Origin of the sequence: Pseudomonas sp. NyZ201 (genome assembly GCF_049860765.1) — a bacterium.
GTDB classification, from domain to species: Bacteria; Pseudomonadota; Gammaproteobacteria; order Pseudomonadales; family Pseudomonadaceae; genus Aquipseudomonas; species Aquipseudomonas bharatica.
This window is the reverse complement of record NZ_CP187557.1, coordinates 2989375-3007934: the sequence shown is the minus strand read 5'-3', so window position 1 is coordinate 3007934 and position 18560 is coordinate 2989375. Positions and strand designations below refer to the sequence as shown.

Here is an 18560-nt window from a genome sequence, read left to right as displayed (position 1 = left end):
GTCAGGCTTGCGCTTGGCGGGTGCCGGTCCGGGAGGGTGCTTCCCCCCTCGCCACTTCGTCGCCATCCTTCGGATAGCGCCCCATCAGCAGGTAAGCCAAGGCCGCGGTGACGAACAGGCCTGCGGCCACCGCGAGGGCGCCATCGTAGTTACCGGCATGGTCGAACGCCTGGCCGATCAGCGAACCGCAGACGGCCACGCTGGTGGCGATGAAGAACACGCTCAGGCCGTAGATCGAGGCGTAGGAGCGCATGCCGAAGTAGCGGGCGATCATGAAGGCGACGATGTCGATCTCGGCGCCCTGCCCCAGGCCCAGGAGGATCAGGGCAAGGATGGCCAGGCCCGGGCTGATCTCGCCTTGCATCAGCACCAGGCACCCCAGCGCCGGCCCAAGGGTGAAGATGCAGGCCACCAGCGGCGCCCAGAAGCGATCGACGAGAAAACCGCTGACCAGCGCGCCGGCCAGCGCCGACAGGCCGACCAGGCCGATGGCGGCCGCCGCGTCTACCGCCGTCAGGCCCTTGCCCACCAGCAACGGCTGGAGCTGGCTGAGCAACGCGACGATGGGCGCGTAGTGCAGGGCCGAGGCCACGCAGATCAGCAACACCTTCCAGTTACCTAGCAGCCTGAGCAGGGACGGTCGAACCGCAGAATCGCCGCTTTGCCGGGAAACGGGTTGCAGGCTCTCCCCACGCAGCCAGATCCACGCGCTGGGCAGCGCCAGCAGCAGGATCAGCGTCGCCAGGGCGACATAGCCCATGCGCCAGCCATAGCCACTGATGATCGCGAAGACCACCGACGGCAGGATCGCCCCCGACAACGCCAGGCCCGAGCGCGTGAGTGCCAGGGCAAGACCGCGGGACTGCTTGAAGGCGCCGCTGACCACCCGGGTGAAACTCAGCCCGGTGGTGGTGACGCCGACGACGCTGAGGAAGGCATACAGCAGGTAGTACAGGGGCAACGAGCCTTGCAGCAGGGCCAGCAGGCAATAGGCGAGCGCGGTCAGGCACAACCCGCCCAGGAGCACCGGGCGGACCCCACGCTGGTCGATCAGGCGGCCCAGCGCCGGCGAGACCAAGGCCGCGAGCAGGCTGGCGTTATGGGCCAAGGCGATTTCCCCGCGGCTCCAGCCGAAGGCTTCCTGCATGGGCGCGACGAACAGGCTGGACAGTGAAGGCCAGACCGAAAAGGACACGGCGGTGCCGATCAATGCCGCGGTGCCGATCCGCCAGTGCTGGCGGATCTCGCTCATTCGCGAGCGGTGTTCGCCGTGCGCGTTAGCCTGTGTCATGGTCATTTCCTTCCTGTCCCAAGTGCAGCCGCGGCCACGCGTGGTGTTCACCGACGGCTTGTTATTGTTATCGACGCACCAGTAAGGTAGCGCATATTAATGAACGACGTTCACGAAAATAAACACCCGACATAGCCATTGTCAACGCGCACGCAGGCGAAAGCCCGCCACGACCCAGGCAGTGCGAGGCCGGAACACGAGTCGACAGGGGGCGATGGCGTGGCGCCGTGCGCGCGATAGCCTCGCGCGCCAGGGCGGTCAGGGCGGGGAAAGCGTCATGTCAGACGGCGCAGGTCAGCATGTTGCCGGCGTACTCGCGCTCGATGGCTTCCAGGTAGGCGGTCAGGGCACGGGGTGCTTCTTCGGTGAAGACGCCCCAGGAGCTCTGGTCGTCGCCGGGCACTTCCCAGAGTAGGAAGCCCATCGGCAGGCGGTACAGGGCCTGGGCCGATTGACGGAGCTGCGCCTTGCTGGCCTGGGGCATGCGCAGGGTCAGGACCTTCTCGTACAGCGCCAGCAAGCCCAGGTTCACCACCGAGCCGTTGCGGGTATTGAACCGGGCCTCGTTCCAGAGGATGCGGACCTCGGGATTCTTCTGCACGTATTCGATGTTCAGCGAATGCAGCTCGAGCATGACCGTGCGCGGCGGCCACTCGATCCACTGGCGATCCGGCACCGACTCGAGCTTCTCGAGGATCTTCCCGCCGCCTTCGACATGGCGCACCACCAGCGCGTCGATGACCGCCTGCTTGTCGGCGAAGAAATGGTAAAGCGAGCCGATCGAGGTCTTCGCCTCCTGCGCCAGGCCGTGCATGGTGAAGTTGGTGCTGGAGTTCTTCACCAGCAAGCGGGCACAGGCATCAAGGATGATCGACACGCGCAACTCGCCGCGGCTCTGGGCCGGCGTGCGCTTGCGCGTTCTCGAATTGGGCATGCTCATTGGTTCACTGCTGGCCTTGGCGGCTGATCGACGCGTGCTTATAGCATTCCCGGCGGATTCAACTCAAATCCTGCACACCGGCGGCCTGGCGCCCGGGCGCCAGGTCCACGGGCGGCATTCGCTCACAATGCCAGTGCCTGGCGCACCGCCTGGGCGATCGGCAACAGTGGATCCTCCTCGACAGAAGTGGGGTTGAACAGGCGGTTATGACAGATCGCGACCGCCAGGTTCAGGTCCGGATCGGCCCAGCCGATGGAGTTGCCCTGGCCCGGATGGCAGATCGCCCTGGGGTTGCCGACGCAACTGACCGGTGGGTGCGCGCCGCCGAACCAGAAACCGCCCTGGGTGATGGGAATGGGGAAGCCGAACATGACCGGGTCGGGCTCCTCGCTGTTGGCCCGCGGCTGGCCCAGCATGGCGACCCGCTCGGCGCTCAGCAGGCGCACGCCGTCCAGCTCGCCGCCGTTGGCCAGGAAGGCCCAGAAGCGCGCCTCGGAGCGCGCATTGAAGATGCCCCCTACCCCGGCGACCTCGGCCCGGCGCACGTCGGCCCGCTCGAACACCTCCGGCACCAGCGCCACCTGTTCGGGCATCGAGGCCAGGAACAGCGGCGGCAGGTACTCTGGCGCAACCGCGACCATGGCATTGACCTGGCGCGCGATACGGGGCTCCACCGCGTCGGGGATGCCGATCCACAGGTCGTCGATGCCAAGGGGCGCGGCGATCTCCTCGCGGACGAAACGCCCCAGCGAACGCTGCCGGGGGTCTGCACGGCGGACCAGTTCGCCGACGATCCAGCCAAAGGTCATGGACAGGTACAGGGTCTGGCTGCCGGGCTCGGCCAGTGGCTCGAGGTTGGCGATGGCCTGGGTCATCCACGTCCAGTCGCACAGGCGCTCGGGGGTGACATCGGCCGGCATCTGCGGCACGCCGGCGCGGTGGGTCAGGACATGGCGCACCGTGGTCGCCGCCTTGCCGTTGGCGGCGTACTCGGGCCAGTAGCGGCTCACCGGCGCGTCGTAGTCGATATGCCCGCGCTCGGCCAGGACATGCAGGGCCGTGGCCGCCACCGCCTTGGTCACCGAATAGACGTTGAACAGGGTATCGCCGTCGACCGGGCGACCGCTGGCCGGATCGGCGCTGCCGCTCCAGGCATCGACCACCAGCTTGCCGTCCAGGTAGGCGGCCACCTGCACGCCGACTTCGCCGCCGGCGCCGGTGGCTTCGTCCAGGGCCTTCTGCACGATGGCCTGGACGCGGGGATCTAGATTCGTTTGCATGCTGCGCACGCTCCTTGAATGGATCAGTGACTCATGGCGATGGTGGCCAGGCCTTCGAGCGCCAGGCCGTGGCCCAGTTCGTCGAGCAGCCGGCGCTTGATGGGCTGGGTGAACAGGGTGCGGGTGTAGCGCGCGGTCAGCGCCGGTTGCCGGGCGATGCCTTGCGCCAGTTCCCAGGCCCGCGGCAGCAACTGCCCGGCCGGCAGGACCTCGGCGACCACGCCCAGGGCCTGCGCCTCGCTGGCCGACAGGCGTTGCCCGGTCAGCAGGAAGTAGCGCCCGCGGTTGGGCCCCAGCAGCATCGGCCAGACCACCTGCACGCCATCGCCCGGCACCACGCCGTGGATGAAGTGGGCCATGTCGGCCAGTTCGGCGTGCTCGCTGGCCAGGACGATGTCCGAGAGCACCGGGATTTCCGCGTGGATCCAGGCCGGGCCGTTGATCGCGCCGATCACCGGCACTTCGATGTCCAGCAGCTTGTGCAGCAGGTCCTTGCCTTCGCGCAGCAGGCGATGCCAGCCCTGGGCCATGGGCTCCCGGGGGATTTCCCCGGGGTTCATGGCGGCGCAGAAGGCGTCGCCCTTGCCGGTGATGATCAGCACCCGGACCGCCTGGTCCCGGGCGATTTCGCCAAAGCACTCGCCGAGCTGGGTATGGATGCTGCCGTCGAGTGCGCCCCATTGCAGCGATCCGCCGTCCGAATGCAGGCTCATCTGCAGGATGCCCTCGCGCAGGACCAGCTCGATATTGGCGAAACGCCGGGCATAGTTGTCGAAGTGGCTCATCGGACATCCTCCAGGATCAGATCTGCGGCGCGCCAGGCCATGGCCATCATCGGCCCGTTGGTATTGCCGGAAATCATCGTCGGGATCACCGACAGGTCCATCACCCGCAAGCCCTGCACGCCCCTGACCCGCAGGCGCGGATCGAGCACCGCGTCGTCCGCCGCGCCCATGGCACAGGTGCCACAGGCGTGGTAGCCGGACTGGCCGCGCCGGCGAAACTCGTCGAGGATCTCGTCGTCGGTCTGGACCTGGGCCCCGGGGTGGGTCTCCTCCATGACCAGGTGGCTCATGGGCGCGCTGTGGATCACCTTGCGCATGAAGCGAAACGCACCGATCGACACCTCGCGGTCATAGTCGTCGGCCAGGTAGTTGGCGACGATGCGCGCCGGTTGCGCCGGGTCCGCCGACTGCAGGCTGACGCTGCCCAGGCTGCGCGGGCGCAGCGGGTAGGTGAAGAGCTGCAGGCCGGGGAAGGACTCGAAGCGATAGGTCGGTGAGGAAAAGTCCATCGAGTACGGCGCCATCATCAACTGGGCGTCCGGGCGCGCCAGCTCGGGCCGGGTCTTGAAGAACCCGCCGACCTGGTAGGAGCCCAGGGCCATGACGCCGCGGCGGCTGAGCAGGTACTGCACGACGTTCTTCAGCAGCCGCGGACCGGCGAACTCGCGGTTCTGGCTGTCACGCCAATGGCGCAGGCGCACCTGCAGGAAATACAGCAGGTGCTCGCGCATGTTGCGCCCGACATTGGGGCTATGGCTCACGACCGCGATGCCCAGCCTGGCCAGTTCGTCCCGGTCACCGATACCGGACAGCTGCAGCAGGCGCGGCGATTCCAGCGCCCCGGCACTGAGGATGACCTCGCGGGCGGCGCGGTAGGCCACCGGCTCGCCGTTGCCCCGCAGCGCCTCGACACCGATCGCCCGCGTCCCGTCGAACAGAAGGCGCTGGACCCGGGTGTCGGTCAGCACTTGCAGGTTGCGCCGCTTGCGCGCCGGCTTGAGAAAGGCCTGGGCCGCGCTTTGCCGGACCCCGCCGGAGATGGTGTAGGTCAGGTAGGCGATGCCTTCGTGGTCGAGCTCGTTGATATCTTCCTTGCGCGACAGGCCGAGGCTCTCGCAGGCCTTGATCACCGCCTCGCCGATCGCGTTGCGCTGGGCGTAGGGCGCCACCTTCAGCGGACCGTCCGCACCACGCAGCGCGCTGCCGCCCAGGGCGTGGTTCTCGATGCTGCGAAAGGCCCTGGCCATGGTGTTCCAGCCCCAGCCGGTCGCGCCGTAGGCTTCCCATTCGTCGTAGTCCTCGGGGTGGCCACGCATGTAGACCATGCCGTTGACCGCGCTGGAGCCGCCGAGGAGTTTGCCCCGGGCCCAGATTTCCTGGGTGCGGCCGCTGTCCGGATCCACGCTGACCGGCAGGTGCCAGGCATGCCGGGGGTCGGCCAGCAGCTTGCCGAAGCCCTTGGGCATGTGCACCAGCGGGCTGCGGTCTTCCGGACCGGCCTCGATCAGCAGGACACGGTGCTGGCCGTTTCGCGAAAGCCGGTCGGCCAGCACGCAGCCCGCCGAACCTGCCCCGACGATGATGTAGTCGAATTCCTTCATTGCTTGATGACTCGCTGATCCGCCCGCCACCACGCAGCGGCGGGCAGGGAAATCCAAGGGAGGGGCGTCAACCGAACTTCACGTGGATCGAATGCGGCACGCGCATCATCGTCCCGCGGATTTGCGCAGCCGGCTTGTCCGGGTCCAGGCGCAGGTTGGGCAGCTTGTCGAGGATGGCGGTCAGCGCCCGGGTCATCTCCACCCGCGCCAGGTGCTGGCCGATGCACACGTGCGGGCCGAAGGCAAAGGCGAAATGCCGGTGCTGCGGCTTGCGGAAGATGTCGAAACGGTCGGGATCGGCGAACTTGCGCTCGTCGCGGTTGGCCGAACCGGCGACCACGTCGATGAACGCGCCCTGCGGGATCTCGATCCCGCCCAGGGTGGTGGCCTTGCTGGTGAACCGCGACTGCATCAGCACCGGGCCATCCCAGCGCACCGCCTCCTCGATGGCCTGGGGGATCAGCGAGCGATCCTGGCGAATGGCCTCCAGTTGCTCAGGGTGGCGCAGCAGCGCGGTGAGCAGGACGCTGGTCGCGCGGTACGTGGTGTCCCCCGCCGCGTTGACCAATTGCCGCAGGAACGAGATCAGGACGTCCTCGGGCAATTGCTCACCGTCGACTTCGGCCAGGGCCAGGGCGCTGATCAGGTCGTCGCCGGAATTCGCGCGACGCTCGGCCACCAGGCGCTTGAAATAGCTGCCCAGCTTGCGCGATGCCTCGGTGCCGTGCTCGATGTCCACGGCCACCACCGTCTGCGCGATGGCCAGCTTGTGGAAGGTGCTGACGTCCTCCGGCGGCAAGGCCATCTGGCGGTAGATGATGTGGAAGGGGTAATGCAGGGTGAACTCCTGCACCAGGTCGGCGCTGCCTCGCCCCTCGAACCTGGCCATCAGGTCATGGACCACCGGGTCGACCAATTCGTCGCCCCACGCCGCCACGGTCTGGGGCAGGAAGGCTTTCTGGAAGATGCGCCGGTAACGCGGGTGCTCGGGCGCATCCATGGTCGAGATGCTGCGGCCGAAGCTGATGCCCAGGTTGTAGGAATAGGCGTGGTTGCTGAAGGTCTGGGGATCCCCCAGCACCTGGGCCACTTCGTCGTAGCCGAAGACGGAAAAGTGCGGCGCCTTGTCCGGGTAGGTGATATCCGGGAAGAGCCCCATCATCACCCGGTATTCGCCCGGCACCACGGAGGCCGAATGCCTCAGCTGGGCGATGGCCGGGTAAGGGTCAAGATGGTCGCCGAATACCAGGGCGTCTTCCATGAACGGGTTGAAGGAAAGATCGTCGAAATCCTCGATAGACTGCACGGCATTCATTGTTGTTATTCTCCGACTGCGGCCAAGGGTCGAATGCACTACCTTGCGAGCGCATTCATTTATGCGAACGGCATTCAATCTAAATCAGCCACCCTGGCTTGACAAGCGTCCCGCCACCACTCCCTCCTCCCGCCCCATACCACTGCCCTCTACTTCGCCGCGATGAGCAATTGACAGCGTACCGATCATGCGTTCAGTATCCGCAACGACGTTCCAATAAATACAAAGCTGCCCGGTGCAGCACCGTCCTACAGGTGTCGAATGATCGAATCCACCTCGCCCACGGCCATCATCGTCGGCGCGGGTCACGCCGCCGGCGAGCTGGCGACCAGCCTGCGCGACCAGGGCTGGCTAGGCCGTATCGTCCTCATTGGCGAAGAACCCCATCTGCCCTACCACCGTCCGCCCTTGTCCAAGGCCTACCTCTGCGGCGCCGTCACGGCGCAAAGCCTGCTGATCAAGCCGCGCGCCACCTATGACAAGGCCAATGTCGAGATCATCAGCGGCGTGCGGGTCACCCGCATCGACCGGGACGCTTCCCTTGTCCATCTGGCCGATGGCCGTACCGCGCACTACGACCGGCTGATCCTGGCCACGGGCGGACGCCCCCGGCCGCTGCCGATCCCGCGGATCGAGCAGGCCGAGGCCTCGGGCAACTTCCATTACCTGCGCACCCTGGCGGACGTGGACCGTATCCGCCAGCAGTTCGAACCGGGCCTGCGCCTGGTGATCGTCGGCGGCGGCTACATCGGCCTGGAAGTCGCGGCCGTGGCGGTCGAGCGCGGCCTGAAGGTCACCGTGCTCGAAGCGCTGCCCCGCGTCCTGGCCCGGGTCACCGCCCCTGAACTATCAGCCTTCTATGAAGCCCGGCATCGCCAGGCCGGCGTGGTCATCCGCACCGACACCCAGGTCCGCGATGTGCAGCTGGACCCGTCGGGGGATGCCGTCTGCGCGGTACTCTGCGCGGATGGCAGTTCGGTCGCCGCCGACCTGGTGGTGGTCGGCATCGGCCTGCTGCCCAACGTCGAACTGGCGGTGGAGGCAGGTCTCGAGGTCGAAAACGGCATCCTGGTCGATGAATTCGGCCAGACCAGCGACCCGCGCATCCATGCCGCAGGCGACTGCACCAACCATCCCAACCCCTTGCTTGGCCGGCGCCTGCGCCTGGAATCGGTGCCCAACGCCCTGGAGCAGGCCCGCTGCGTGGCCGCCACGCTGTGCGGCAAGCCCAAGGCCCATGCCAGCATTCCCTGGTTCTGGTCGGACCAGTACGCGCTCAAGCTGAAAATGGTCGGCCTGTCCCAGGGCTACGACCAACTGGTGATCCGCGGCACACCGCAGGACGATTCGTTCTGCGCCTTCTACCTGAAGGAAGGCGTCATCCTCGCCGCCGACACCGTCAACCGGCCGCCGGAATTCATGCTGGCCAAGCGCTTTATCGCCGAGCGGATCAAGGTCGATGCCGCGCGCCTGGCCGACGACACCCGTCCCCTCAAGGACCTGCTGCCGGTCACCTGACCCCCTTTTCCCTTCTTCCAGGAATCCAAGCATGCCAACCCTCATCTTCGTGCAACACGACGGCACCGAGCAGCAGGTGCAAGCAGACGTCGGCCAGTCCGTCATGCAGGTCGCGGTCAACAACCAGGTGCCGGGCATCCTCGGCGATTGCGGCGGCAGCTGCAGTTGCGCCACCTGCCACGGCTACGTCGACCCGGACTGGGCTCGGCACATGCCGGCCGCGGAGTCCTACGAGAACGACATGCTCACCTGCGCGATGGACGTCACCGACGCCAGTCGCCTGACCTGCCAGATCATCGTCACCCCGGAGCTGGATGGCCTGGTGGTCAGGCTCCCGGCCTCGCAGACCTGAGCCCGGATCCAGCCGATTACCCACGACAACAATAAAAAGCAGGAGGCAAGACCGATGAATGCAGTGGACTTCAAGGACCGCGTCGCCATCGTGACCGGCGCCGGTGGCGGGCTGGGTCGCACCTACGCGCTGGAACTGGCCAGCCGTGGCGCGGCCGTGGTGGTCAACGACCTGGGCGGCAGCTTCGACGGCCAGGGCAGCTCGCAGCGCATGGCCGACCAGGTCGTCGAGGAGATCCGTAGCGCGGGCGGCCGGGCCGCGGCCAACTACGATTCCGTGGCCACCCGCGCCGGCGGCCAGGCCATCGTGCAAACCGCCCTCGACCACTTCGGCCGGGTCGACGTGGTGATCAACAATGCCGGCCACCTGCGCAACGCCCTGTTCGAGGACATCGACGACGCGATCCTCGACTCGATCATCGATGTCCACCTCAAGGGTGCCATCTACGTGACCCAGGCGGCCTACAAGATCATGAAGCAGCAAGGCTATGGCCGGGTGGTCTTCGCCTCGTCGGCGGCCGGCGCCTTCGGGAACCCGCAGCAGGCCGCCTATGCGGCGGCCAAGGCCGGGTTGCTCGGGGTGATGAACGTGCTGTCCCTGGAGGGACGCGAGCACGGCGTGCTGTGCAATGCCCTGCTGCCCACGGCCAACAGCCGGATGGCGGCGGCCATGGACCCACGGCAGCTGGAAGCCTTCGGCGCGCAATACGCGGCCTTCGGCGAGCAACTCGGCAACGCCTACCTGCCGGAGTTCGTGACACCGCTGGTGGTCTACCTGGCCAGCGAGGCGTGCAGCAGCACCCACGGCATCTACTCGGCCTCGGTCGGCCATTACGCCCGCGCCTTCCTCGCGGTCAACCAGGGCTGGACCGGGCCGCGCCAGGCCCCTGCCTCGGCGGATGAACTGGCGCGCCACTTCCAGCAGATCCATGAAGTCGGCGACTACAGCATCCCCGAGTCGCTGTCCGACGAGTTCGCCATCATCCAGCGCAACCTCGGCAAGCAGCACTGAAGCCTTGCTGGGGCAGTGCCGGCGGCACTGCACCCGGCCCTTTTCAACCCGCCAGCGCCAGCAGGTTCCGTGCCCTGAGCAGGACCGGCAGGTCGACCATGGCACCGTCCACCGACACCGCCGCGCCCGCCGAACGTTCGCAGGCCGCCACCACCCGGGCGGCCCACTCCAGTTCCTCGCGGGTCGGGCTGAACGCGGTATTGACCACCGCGACCTGGCGCGGATGAATGCACAGCTTGCCGGCAAACCCCAGGGCCCGGCTGCGCCGTGACTCGGCGGCGATCACGGCTTCGTCATCCAGGGCCACCGAGACGCCGTCCACCGGGGCCTGCAAGCCCGCCACCCGGGACGCCAGGACGATCCGCGAACGGGCATGCAACAGGGCCTCGTCGCTGCCATCGCAGCCAACGTCCACCTGGAAATCGATGGAGCCGAAGGCCAGGCGCTCGACTCCGGGCCCTCGCGCGACCGTCATCACCTCCCACAGGCCCAGCGCGCTTTCGATCAGCGGGATGACCGGTGCGTCGGTCACCCCGGCCAGTTCGCCCAGGGGGCCGGCGGATTCGGCCTTGGGCAGCATCACCCCGCGCAGCGGCAAGCCGCGCAGCAGCACCAGGTCGTCGATGAAGTCCTGGCTGCCGGCGCCATTGACACGCAGCATGACCTGCGCGCCGTCATCGACCGCCCGGCGCACGTTGTCCCTGGCCTGGGCCTTGTTCGGCGCCGCCACGGCGTCCTCCAGGTCCAGGATCACCACATCGGCGCCGGCCGCCAGGGCCTTGCCGAAACGCTCCGGGCGATCGCCCGGCACGAACAGATAAGATCGCATCGTTACCTCGATTTCATGACAGCCAGAAACACACGATCAACCAGAGCATCACCCAGCCCAGGTTGCCCCACCAGGCGCTCAACCGGTCCATCTCACGCCAGCTCCGCACGGGCGTCCATGCACAGGAAGCCCTCACCGTCCTGCACCCACAGGCGGACGCCGCGGCCATCCGCCTCGGGCTCGGCACAGACCTGGAACGCCGTGGTGTCGAAGACCGGGCGCACTGCGCGAAACGAAAAACCTGCAACCCGCGCCCGCGGGCATTCGTCGCGCAGCAGGTTCATCAGCAAGGTGGCCAGCAGCGGCCCATGCACCACCAGGCCGGGATAACCTTCCTCCTGCTGGGCGTAGGGGCGGTCGTAATGGATGCGGTGGCCGTTGAAGGTCAGCGCCGAGTAGCGGAACAGCAGCACCGGGTCGGGCCGCACGGTGCGCGACCAGCGGGCCGTCGCGGGGGCGGCCTGGGGCGCTGGCTGCGGGTCGCCGGGGCGTGGCGGATCGCGGTAGACGATGTCCTGTTCCTCGGTGATCCGCACCTCGCCCGCCTGGACCAGCTCATGCCGTAGCTTGACGAAGACCAGCTCGCCGCTGCGACCGCTCTTGTGGGACACATCGAGGATGGTGGACAGGCGCTCGACCTCCACGCCAACGCGCAGATCGCCATGGAACTGCAGGCGCCCGCCCGCCCACATCCGCCGTGGCAAGCTCACCGGCGGCAGGAAGCCGCCGCGCTGCGGATGGCCATCGGTGTCGATCAGCGACTGCCGGGCGGCGGGCAGGAAATACAGCCAATGCCACAGCGGCGGCACCGTCACCCCGGCCGGATAACCGCCGTCCTCGCGGTCCAGGGTCGCGGCCAGGGCATCGAGGGGCGCCGGGGCCAGGAAATCGCGCTGTTGTTCCTGGCGTCCGGTCCAGGTCTTGAGGTACTGCTCGTCGATGCTCACGTGGGCCATTCCTTGTTGTTTTCAGGTTCGACGGCCGGGGACGCATGACCGGCCAGGAAGCGGTCGCGCCCCTGGACGATACGCTCGCCGTCCATCAGGGCGTCATAGAACTGCCGGGCGATGGCCAGCCCGCTGTCGAAGTCGGGGGCTTGCACGCCCGCTTCGATCGCCGCGAAGGCGGTGCGGGCAACGGCATCGTGCGGGCGCAGGTGCAGCCACAGTTCGGCATGGATCAGCGCCTGTTGTGGATCGGCGTCGGGCCAGGGGCGATGGCGGACCAGGCGTTGCGCTAGGGCGTTGGCGTCCAGGGGACGCTCGATCAGCTCGGTGGCCAGCCGCAGCGCCGCCTGCAGTGCGCCGCCGCTCTCCACCACGGCATCGAACAGCGGGCCGTCGGCCCACTGCGCGGCGGTGCCGGGGGTGCCCTCCACCATCATGCGCAACGCCGGCAGGATGCCGATCAGGCGCGGCAGGCGTTGCGTGGCCGACAGCGGCAAGGTGCCCAGGCCGACCTCGGGCAGGCCGAGGCGGGTATCGCTTTCCGCGATGCGGTAATGGCAGGCCAGCAGGGTTTCCAGGCCACCGCCCAGGGCGAAGCCATGGGCGGTGGCGATCACCGGTTTGCCCAGGGTCTCGATGGCTACATGGATATGGCTCGACAGGCCGGGCTCGGCGGCGGCATCGGGGGTACCGAACTCGCGGATATCGCCGCCGGCGCTGAAGCCCCGTCCTGCCCCGGCCAGCACTACTGCGGCCACGGACTCATCGGCCCGGGCACGCTGCAGCGCCTCCAGCAGGCCGCGACGCAATGCCAAGGAGAACGCGTTCACCGGCGGCGCCATCATGTGCAGGACAGCAATGCGTTTTCCTGCGTGGCAACAGTAGTCGACCCTGTGCTCGTTCATCCGCGCGGCGATCCCCATCAAGCAATTGAACGTTGTGGAAATTCATATTTATGAATGGCGTTCAATTTATTGCAATTTGGGGGTGGATGGCAAGGGGGGATGCCGGGGGTTTTGCAGCGCCCTCAAGATCGAGCGCGCTGCAAGGCTCAAGGCAAGCACCTTGCAGCTGCAACGCAATCCCTACAGCAACCCACTCTCCTCAGCCGACCGCATCCCCCCATCCAGCCCCCGCTCGCGCAGCACCTCGATCGCCACGCCCAAAGCACTGGACACCGCCGGGAACCCGACATAAGGCAACGTCTGGATAATGATCTCCTGGATCTCCTCGACACTCAGCCCATTGTTCAACCCGAACCGCAGGTGATTGCGCAACTCGTCCGGCTGCCGCGACGCGATCAGCGCGCCGATCACCACCGCGCTGCGGTGCTTGAGCTCGAGCCCCGGTCGCGACCAGACCGCGCCGAAGGCAAACTCCACCGCCATTTTCCCCACATCGGCAGCGAAGCCCCCGGACCCCGCGTTCACTTCCATGGCCTTGGCGAATTCCGGCCCCATCATGCGCACCATGTGCGCGTAACCGGCATCCCAGTAGCTGTTGTCGCTCATCGTCGAATACTCCGTCTGCAGTGAAAGATCAGGTCAGGGATTTCAGGGAATCGTTGGAGAACGCCTCGAAGGGCTCGCCAAGCCGGGCCTTGCGCGCCCAGCCCGGGTCGTGCAGCAGCGAGCGGCCGACGCCCACCAGGTCGAACTCGCCACGGGCGAAGCGCGCCATGAGCCGGTCGAGGTTGTCGCTGGCACTGGAGCCACCCTGCTTGTTGCTGTCGTACATGCCGTTGCTCAAGCCCACGCCGCCCACTGTCATGGCCAGCCGGCCGGTGATCTTGCGGGCCCAGCCCGCCAGGTTGAGCTGGGCGTCGGCACCGCCCTGGTCGGGGAATTCGGCACGGTCGAAGTAGCGGACGCTGGCGTCGAAGACGTCGACCCCGGCCTCGGCGATCGGCAGCAGGATTTCCTCCAGCTCGACCGGGTTGAGCGCCAGCTTGGCGCGGAAGTCCTGCTGCTTCCATTGCGAGAAGCGGAACAGGATCGGCAGGTCCGGCCCGACGGCCAGGCGAATGGCCCGCACCAGTTCCGCCGCGAAACGGCTGCGTTCGCGGCGCCCGCCGCCCCAGGCATCAGTACGGCGGTTGGTCACTTCCCACAGGAAGGTGTCGATCAGGTAGCCATGGGCGCCGTGGATCGCCAGGCCATCGAAGCCGCAGTGCTGCGCATGCACGGCGCTGCGCACGTAGCTGTCGATGACGTCCTGCAGGTCGCTTTCGCTCATCGGCGCGGTGACGGGCAGTTGCTGCGCCACGTATTCCGCCGACGAGGAGGTCAGGCCGCCCGCCGGCCCCCAGATCCCTGAAGGCCGCAGGGAGGGCGACTCGGGGTGCGGGCCGGTGCCGGCGGCGCGCATCACGCCCTGGTGCCAGAGCTGCGGAAAGATCAGGCCACCCGCCGCGTGCACCTGCTCGACCACCCTGCGCCAGCCGGCCAGGGCGCTTTCGCCATACAGGTGCGGCAGGTCGCTTTCGCCGATGCCCGCCTCGCCCAGCGCGGCAGGATGGTCGACGCCGGTCCCTTCGGTGATGACCAGCCCGGTCTCACCTTCGGCCCGGCGTCGGTAATAACCGGCGACATCGGCGCCGGGCACCCCGCCCGGGCAGAAGTTGCGCGTCATGGGGGCCATGACGATGCGGTTCTTCAACAGGGCGGAGCCGATGCGCAACGGCTCGAACAACGGGGCAAGCATGGCATTCATGTCGAAGGTTCCTGGGCCACACAGGGTTGCCGTGTGACCTGGCTGCTGGAGTCCCGCGCGGTGCGGGACCAGAATCCGTGCCAGCTCGGGAAGCTCGCTGGCAGGCGTGGCTGGTAGCGCGCGCTGGTGTATTTGCCCGGCCAGTTCTGCCAGGCCGGCACGCCCGGGCGCTGCGACCAGTCGGTCGAATACCAGTGGCGCTCGTCGCGGCGGGCGAAATACCACTGGCCGTCGCGGCGTTCGTACTGATCGAAGTAACAGATGGCCATCACCACCCAGTGCTCGCCATCCTCGTGTTCGGCGCGGCAGTAGACGGTGCCGGTAGCGTGGTCGGCATCCTGGAAGTCCAGCGTCTGGCCGCAGACCTGGTGCACGCTGCGGTAGAAGGCCTGGAGGATCGCTTCGGAGGCATAGAACGCCTGCAACGCCTCGCGCCCCCGGCCCCAGCGACCACAATCGACATCCTCGACGAACAGGCCGCCCAGTGCCTCCAGGTCCCGTGCATCCACCGCCAGGGCGTAGCGCGCCGGCAATTGGCCGATGGCCAGCTGGGCTTCGACGCGTTCCAGGCGGGCAAGCAGTGCGTCGTCGCTCATCACGATCCCTCCCCGGCGGCGGCGCGCCCGCGCATCTCGTCGGCGTAGTAGGGCTGGTGGGACAGCAGCCCGCCATCGACATTGATCACCTGCCCGGTGATGAACGCCGCCTCGTCGCTGGCCAGGAACAGCACCGCATGGGCGATGTCCTCGGCCGTGCCCAGGCGCGGCGTCAGGTGATGGGCAAGCATCATCTCGCCCGCGGGGCCGGCGAAGTTGTCGCGGGTGGCCGGAGTGACGATCAGCCCGGGGGCGATGGCGTTGCAGCGAATGCCCTGCTTGCCATGCTGCGCGGCGATGTAGCGGGTCAGGTTCTCGATGCCGGCCTTGGACACCCCGTAGGCGCTGTAGCCCAGCGCCCCGGCCTGCGCGGCCCCGGAACTGGTATTGATGATGACGCCGCCGCCACGGGGCAGCATGGCCTCGATGGCGTATTTGCTCGCCAGCAGGGTGCCGCGCAGGTTGATGCGCAGGGTGTCGTCCCACACCTGCGTGTCCATCGCCTGCACGGCGGCATCATGGTGAGTGGAAAGGTGCGTGGCGGCGGCGTTGTTGAACAGCACGTCGAGCCCGCCAAAACGCTGCTGCGTCTGCTCGATCATGCCGGCGATGGAAGCCTCGTCCCCCAGGTCGACCCGTACCGCCGCGACCTGTCCGCCCGCGTCGGCCAGGTGCGACGCCTGCCGCTGCGCAGCGTCCAGGTCGATATCGGCGAGCACCACCCGGGCGCCCTCCCGGGCCAGCCGCGTGGCGCTGGCCAGGCCGATCCCGGAGGCCGCGCCGGTGACGATGACCACTTTGTCCTGCAAGCGATTCATGCTGTTCTCCTCCTACACGGCGGTGTACAGGCCGCCATCGACCTGGATGATCTGCCCGGTGACATAGCCCATGCCCGGGCCGCACAAGCCGGCCACGGCACGCCCGACATCGTCCCGTTCATGACCGATGCGTCCCAGCGGGAACTTGCCGAGGTAGTCCTGGTAGAGCGCCGGGTTGCTGGCGAAGAACGCTTCGGCGGCCGACGTCAATGCCGAGGGAGAGATGGCATTGACCGTGATACCGAACGGCCCCCACTCCCGCGCCAGCGCCTTGGTCAGGCCGCGGATCGCGCCCTTGATGGCGGCATAGGCCGGGTTCAGCGCCGCGCCGTGCAGGCCGAACGCCGAACACAGGAACACCGCGCGTGCCGCGTCGCTGGCGCGCAGGGCCTCGAAGGCCGCCAGCGCGCAGTGATGGGCGCCCGCCAGGTCCACCGCGACCTGGTCGTCCCAGTCCTGGTCGTCGAAGGCCTCCAGTTGCTTGGGGTGCCCCGAGGCGCCGTGGGTGGCGTTGTGGACCAGGATATCGAGGCCGCCGAAGCGCTCCAGCGTCGCGCCGACCGCAGCCTGCACCGAGGCCAGCACGGTCACGTCGACCTCCAGGGCCAGGGCCTCGCCGCCTTCGGCGCGGATCAGGGCGGCGGTTTCCTCGCCCGTCACGCCCCGGCGTGCCGCGATCACCACCCTGGCGCCCATTTCCGCCAGGGCCAGGGCGATACCCCGGCCCAGCCCGCCGCCTGCGCCGGTCACCAGCGCGACGCGCCCTTCCAGCGTTCGAATCTGTGCACTCTGCGTCATGGGACCATCCAGAAACCGCCGTCGACAGGAAGGGAAGCCCCGGTGAAGGCATGGGCTCCGATGAGCAGGGCGAGGCTTTCGGCCACGCCCCAGGACAGGTCGGGCGTGCGCCCGAGAGCCGGTGCGGGATCGCCCATCTCCGGGCTGCGGGCCAGCGCCTGGGCGTCCAGCTCGCGGGCGAAGACCCGGGCGTCGAGCCCCAGCCAGTTGAGCTGGATGCCCTGCCCGCCCCACTGCCGGGCGGCGGATTTCATCAGCCCGCGCTGCCCTTCGCCGAGTGCGGAGAGGGCCGTCAGGCCGCTCGCGCCGGTCAGCGCCAGGTTGGGGCCGAGCAGCACGATCCGCGCGGCGCGGCCGGCCAGGGTGCGCCAGGCGGCTTGCAGGCACTGGCGCGTGGTGCGCAAGGGCACCAGGCAGGCGTCCCGCCATTGCTCCGGGGAAAACCCGGTCAACGGACGCGGCTCACGGCTCAGGGCACTGCCCACCGCGATCACCAGCGCATCCAGCCCGCCCAGCTCGGCCTCGGACCGGGCAAAGGCCGCTTCGAGCGGCGCGAGCGCGGCGCAGTCCTCGGCTGCGAACACCTCCCGGCAGTCGGCCCCGAGCCCGCTCAATCCATCACCCAGCCCGGCCAGCGCCGGGCATCCCGGCGTGACCAGCAACACCCGGTGCCCCGCCAGAGGGCGTACACCGCAATCCCAATCCTTCATTCGCCTGTCCTCTTGTTGTTATTGGCAGTCGTATCAGTCGATGGTGATCACCAGCTTGCCGAAGTGACGGGCGCTGCCCAGCGCCTGGAACGCCGCATGCAGCTCGTCGAAACGGAATACCCGCTCGATGACCGGCCGCAGGCGATGAGCCGCGATGGCCGCGCACATCTGCTCGAACTGTTCGCGGCTGCCGACCCGGATGCTGTGCAGGGTCAAGCCGCGATAGAAAAAGGCCTCGCTGAGCTTGGGGCCGCCACTGAGCAGGCCGACGAGGCTCAGGCGGCCACCGACGCGGGTGGCCTGCACCGAGCGCTCGACCGTGTCGCCGCCGCCGACCTCGACCGTCAGGTCGACGCCCTCGCCGCCGGTCATCTGCCGCACCAGCGCATGCCATTCCGGGTGCACGCGGTAGTCGATCGTAGCGTCGGCCCCCAGGGCGCGCAGGCGTTCCAGGCGCTGGGCGCTGGAAGACAGGGCGATCACCCGGGCGCCGGCCAGCTTGGCCAGTTGCACGGCGAACACCGATACCCCGCCGCCGCCCTGGGTCAGCACGCTCTGGCCAGGCAGCAGGCCGCGTCCGGCGTTGAGCGCCGCCCAGGCGGTGAGCGCGGCGCACGGCAGCGTGGCAGCTTCCTCGTAGGACAGGTGCTCGGGCACCCGCACCACTTCCTCCTGGCTGACGCAGGCGTATTCGCACAGCGTGCCGTCGACCGAGCCGCCCCGGCCCAGCACATCCCGGCCCTCCGGCATGCCGCCGCTGATCCAGTGCGGATGGAAGGTCAGCATCACCCGCTCGCCAACGGTGGTCCGGGTCACGCCGCTGCCCACCGCGATCACTTCGCCGGCACCATCGGAGCACGGGATCAGCGACGACTTGCACAGCGAGCGGTACTGCCCGCCGGCGATCAGCAGGTCGCGGAAATTCAGCGAGGCCGCGCGCAGGCGCACCAGCACCTGGCCCGGCGCGGGCGGGCCAGGGGTCGGCACGTCACGCAGGACGAGACCATCGACATCGCCGTAGCGATCGATCACATAAGCTTTCATCGAAGTGCTCCGG

The 18560-nt window shown here is 68.1% G+C and carries 19 protein-coding genes; 3 read left to right on the top strand and 16 right to left on the bottom strand.

Annotated features, from left to right (window positions below; genetic code table 11):
* Nucleotide 1: 1 nt before the first annotated feature.
* From ACPFMA_RS13440 to ACPFMA_RS13415, 6 genes are all read right to left on the bottom strand, one after another.
* On the bottom strand, nucleotides 2-1291 hold the full coding sequence (locus ACPFMA_RS13440) for an MFS transporter (RefSeq protein ID WP_425930487.1): 1290 nt from the start codon (nucleotides 1289-1291) through the stop codon (nucleotides 2-4).
* A gap of 280 nt (nucleotides 1292-1571) precedes the next feature.
* Nucleotides 1572-2231, bottom strand: a complete 660-nt coding sequence (locus tag ACPFMA_RS13435; RefSeq protein ID WP_064301332.1) for a TetR/AcrR family transcriptional regulator — start codon at nucleotides 2229-2231, stop codon at nucleotides 1572-1574.
* A gap of 122 nt (nucleotides 2232-2353) precedes the next feature.
* The gene (locus ACPFMA_RS13430) at nucleotides 2354-3511 is read right to left on the bottom strand and encodes a serine hydrolase domain-containing protein (RefSeq protein ID WP_425930486.1); all 1158 of its coding nucleotides are present in this window, start codon (nucleotides 3509-3511) and stop codon (nucleotides 2354-2356) included.
* Between the two features lie 23 nt (nucleotides 3512-3534).
* Nucleotides 3535-4296, bottom strand: a complete 762-nt coding sequence (locus tag ACPFMA_RS13425; RefSeq protein WP_425930485.1) for an enoyl-CoA hydratase/isomerase family protein — start codon at nucleotides 4294-4296, stop codon at nucleotides 3535-3537.
* Nucleotides 4293-5897 (bottom strand): GMC family oxidoreductase, encoded by a 1605-nt coding sequence (locus ACPFMA_RS13420; protein ID WP_425930484.1) that lies wholly within the window; start codon nucleotides 5895-5897, stop codon nucleotides 4293-4295. The genes ACPFMA_RS13425 and ACPFMA_RS13420 overlap by 4 nt, the downstream gene beginning before the upstream one ends.
* Nucleotides 5898-5964: 67 nt before the next feature.
* Nucleotides 5965-7212, bottom strand: coding sequence for a cytochrome P450 (locus ACPFMA_RS13415; RefSeq protein WP_425930483.1), 1248 nt, complete (start codon nucleotides 7210-7212; stop codon nucleotides 5965-5967).
* A 261-nt stretch (nucleotides 7213-7473) separates the two neighbouring features.
* Between ACPFMA_RS13415 and ACPFMA_RS13410 the strand changes: the two genes are divergently transcribed.
* The 3 genes from ACPFMA_RS13410 to ACPFMA_RS13400 are packed head-to-tail and all read left to right on the top strand — an operon-like array spanning nucleotide 7474 to nucleotide 10093.
* Nucleotides 7474-8730 carry an NAD(P)/FAD-dependent oxidoreductase gene (locus tag ACPFMA_RS13410; protein WP_425930482.1) on the top strand — a complete coding sequence of 419 codons (1257 nt, stop codon included), beginning with the start codon at nucleotides 7474-7476 and terminating at the stop codon, nucleotides 8728-8730.
* A gap of 31 nt (nucleotides 8731-8761) precedes the next feature.
* Nucleotides 8762-9082: a 2Fe-2S iron-sulfur cluster-binding protein gene (locus ACPFMA_RS13405; protein ID WP_064301338.1), complete on the top strand. Its 321-nt coding sequence runs from the start codon at nucleotides 8762-8764 to the stop codon at nucleotides 9080-9082.
* A gap of 54 nt (nucleotides 9083-9136) precedes the next feature.
* Nucleotides 9137-10093, top strand: coding sequence for an SDR family NAD(P)-dependent oxidoreductase (locus ACPFMA_RS13400; protein ID WP_064301339.1), 957 nt, complete (start codon nucleotides 9137-9139; stop codon nucleotides 10091-10093).
* A gap of 43 nt (nucleotides 10094-10136) precedes the next feature.
* On the opposite strand, the gene ACPFMA_RS13395 is transcribed toward ACPFMA_RS13400, so the two are convergent.
* The 10 genes from ACPFMA_RS13395 to ACPFMA_RS13350 all read right to left on the bottom strand — a co-directional run bounded on the left by ACPFMA_RS13395 (nucleotide 10137) and on the right by ACPFMA_RS13350 (nucleotide 18547).
* Nucleotides 10137-10922, bottom strand: coding sequence for an HpcH/HpaI aldolase/citrate lyase family protein (locus ACPFMA_RS13395; protein WP_064301340.1), 786 nt, complete (start codon nucleotides 10920-10922; stop codon nucleotides 10137-10139).
* Between the two features lie 92 nt (nucleotides 10923-11014).
* A complete protein-coding gene (locus ACPFMA_RS13390; protein WP_205884569.1) occupies nucleotides 11015-11869 on the bottom strand; it encodes an FAS1-like dehydratase domain-containing protein in 855 nt (284 codons plus the stop codon).
* Nucleotides 11866-12774: an enoyl-CoA hydratase/isomerase family protein gene (locus ACPFMA_RS13385; protein ID WP_425930481.1), complete on the bottom strand. Its 909-nt coding sequence runs from the start codon at nucleotides 12772-12774 to the stop codon at nucleotides 11866-11868. Before ACPFMA_RS13385 ends, ACPFMA_RS13390 begins: the two co-directional genes overlap by 4 nt.
* 180 nt (nucleotides 12775-12954) lie before the next feature.
* On the bottom strand, nucleotides 12955-13380 hold the full coding sequence (locus ACPFMA_RS13380; RefSeq protein WP_064301342.1) for a carboxymuconolactone decarboxylase family protein: 426 nt from the start codon (nucleotides 13378-13380) through the stop codon (nucleotides 12955-12957).
* Nucleotides 13381-13408: 28 nt separating this feature from the next.
* On the bottom strand, nucleotides 13409-14581 hold the full coding sequence (locus tag ACPFMA_RS13375; protein ID WP_425930480.1) for an NADH:flavin oxidoreductase: 1173 nt from the start codon (nucleotides 14579-14581) through the stop codon (nucleotides 13409-13411).
* Entirely contained in the window at nucleotides 14578-15177 is a 600-nt protein-coding gene (locus ACPFMA_RS13370; RefSeq protein WP_064301343.1) for a nuclear transport factor 2 family protein, read from the bottom strand. Before ACPFMA_RS13370 ends, ACPFMA_RS13375 begins: the two co-directional genes overlap by 4 nt.
* The gene (locus ACPFMA_RS13365; RefSeq protein WP_425930479.1) at nucleotides 15177-15995 is read right to left on the bottom strand and encodes an SDR family NAD(P)-dependent oxidoreductase; all 819 of its coding nucleotides are present in this window, start codon (nucleotides 15993-15995) and stop codon (nucleotides 15177-15179) included. Before ACPFMA_RS13365 ends, ACPFMA_RS13370 begins: the two co-directional genes overlap by 1 nt.
* 12 nt (nucleotides 15996-16007) lie before the next feature.
* Nucleotides 16008-16793 carry an SDR family NAD(P)-dependent oxidoreductase gene (locus ACPFMA_RS13360; protein WP_064301345.1) on the bottom strand — a complete coding sequence of 262 codons (786 nt, stop codon included), beginning with the start codon at nucleotides 16791-16793 and terminating at the stop codon, nucleotides 16008-16010.
* Complete coding sequence (locus ACPFMA_RS13355; protein ID WP_425930478.1) at nucleotides 16790-17503, bottom strand: SDR family oxidoreductase; 714 nt, start codon at nucleotides 17501-17503, stop codon at nucleotides 16790-16792. The genes ACPFMA_RS13360 and ACPFMA_RS13355 overlap by 4 nt, the downstream gene beginning before the upstream one ends.
* Nucleotides 17504-17536: 33 nt before the next feature.
* Nucleotides 17537-18547, bottom strand: coding sequence for a zinc-dependent alcohol dehydrogenase family protein (locus ACPFMA_RS13350; protein WP_425930477.1), 1011 nt, complete (start codon nucleotides 18545-18547; stop codon nucleotides 17537-17539).
* Nucleotides 18548-18560: the final 13 nt, after the last annotated feature.